Genomic DNA, 2,058 nt, shown 5'->3' with positions numbered 1-2,058 from the left:
CCATCATCGCCACCAGTCACACGGTCTTCCGCCAGGATCGCGATCGAACCCGTGCTCGTGCTCGGAGTACCATCACCTTCATCGGGAGTGTCGAGGATGGCAGCCTTAATCCCGTCAGTACCACCCGTCACAGCTCCAGCCGTCGTGACCGAAACTGCGCCGTCACCAAAGTGACGGGCTAAAACACCAGTATTACCGCCGGTTACATCGTTGGCTGTAACCGATAGTAAACCATCACCATTGTGGCGGACATCAATACCCTCATCTCCACCCGCCACAATGCCAGTAGCCGTGATTGCTATCGAGCCATCGCCCTCATGGCGCGCGTACACGCCATCACTGGCTGTTCCTGTGACATCCTGGGCAACAATAGTGATATCACCGCTGACCCCTTCATGTTCGACAAAAATACCATCATCGCCACCAGTCACACGGTCTTCCGCCAGGATCGCGATCGAACCGTCGCCACCATTCTGCCTGGCGACAATCCCGGCTCTTCCGGCTTCGATGGCACCATACGCCTCGACCGTCACCGAACCGCGATTGCCCGCATGAGCAAAAATACCGTCAGAGCCAGCCCCTTCGGCAACAATCGTCCCCTGCAAATGCCTCACCGTAACCGCGCCGGATGTCGCGCCGCCACTGGATGTCGCACGGATTCCTTGGGCATTGCTCCCCGTAGTGGAGACATCACCCGTCACCATTACCGTCACCGCGCCAGCATCGCCATCGGCGTAGGAATACGCCTGAATACCTTCAGCACTGTCCCCCGTGGTAGAGATATCGCCCGTCACCATTACCGTCACCGCGCCAGCATCGCCATCGGCATCGGAATACGCCAGAATACCTTCGGCACTGCCCCCCGTGGTGGAGACATCGCCCGTCACTGTCACCGTCACCGCACCAGCAGCAACGGCAACGGAAGACGCCAGAATACCTTCGGCACCGCTCTCTATGGTAGAGATGTTGCCCATCACCGTCACCGTCACCGCGCCAGCATCGCCATCGGCATCGGAATACGCCAGAATACCTTCGGCACCGCTCCCCGTGGTGGAGATATCTCCCGTCACCGTCACCGTCACCGCGCCAGACGTCGCGTCGCCATCGCTATCGGCGTCGGAAGACGCCAGAATACCTTCGGCACTGTCCCCCGTGGTGGAGATATCGCCCGTCACCGTCACCGTCACCGCGCCAGACGTCGCGTCGCCATCGCCATCGGCGTCGGCGTCGGAATACGCCAGAATACCTTCGGCACTGTCCCCCGTGGTGGAGATATCCCCCGTCACCATTGCCGTCACTGCGCCGGAGGTCGCATCGCCATAATAGCCATCGGCATCGGAATACGCCCGAATACCATTGGCACCGTTCCCGGTGGTAGAGATATCGCCAGTCACCATTGCCGTCACTGCGCCGGAGGTCGCATCGCCATAATAGCCATTGGCAAAGGAAGACGCCACAATCCCTTCGGCACTGCCCCCCATGGAGGAGATATCTCCCGTCACCGTCACCGTCACTGCGCCGGAGGTCGCATCGTCATAATAGCCATCGGCTTCGGAATGCGCCACAACCCCCTCAGCATTGCCCCCCGTGGTAGAGATATCCCCCGTCACCGTTACCGTTACTGCGCCGGAATACGCATCGTGATTGGAATACGCATCGTCATTGGCAATGGAAAGCGCCTGAATACCATCGGCCCCCTTCGTGGTGATGGAAAATGGTCCGCCTTCGCTGTCGGTCGTATCAAGGGCAATTATGATATCGCCACTGGTTCTTTCAGCGCCCACGTTCCCGTTGGATGTAAATCGTATCCCAGCTACATTTTGGGCAGGAGCAATATCCGCAGCGACATTATTTATATAGAGCGTGGTATAGCTACCGTCGCCATTCTCCACCAGCACACCAGTGGACACAGCGCCGGCACAGCGAATGATGACTCCATCACTTGAAACAGAGCAGTGCGGACCTTCAGGCACAACCTGCGAATGCGCGCTTGTAGCGCCCCCGATGGCGATGCCAAGCCCCAGAGCCATACTGGCAACACGTCCGGAAACGGGCGCA

At 59.1% G+C, this 2,058-nt stretch carries 1 protein-coding gene; it reads right to left on the bottom strand.

What is annotated here, in order from left to right:
- A partial coding sequence (locus ACR0DT_RS24940) for a beta strand repeat-containing protein (RefSeq protein ID WP_480713330.1) occupies positions 1-2,058 on the bottom strand: 2,058 nt, incomplete at both ends.

Source organism: Ruegeria sp. BI11, from assembly GCF_056538005.1.
This window is presented reverse-complemented; position numbering and strand designations above follow the sequence as displayed.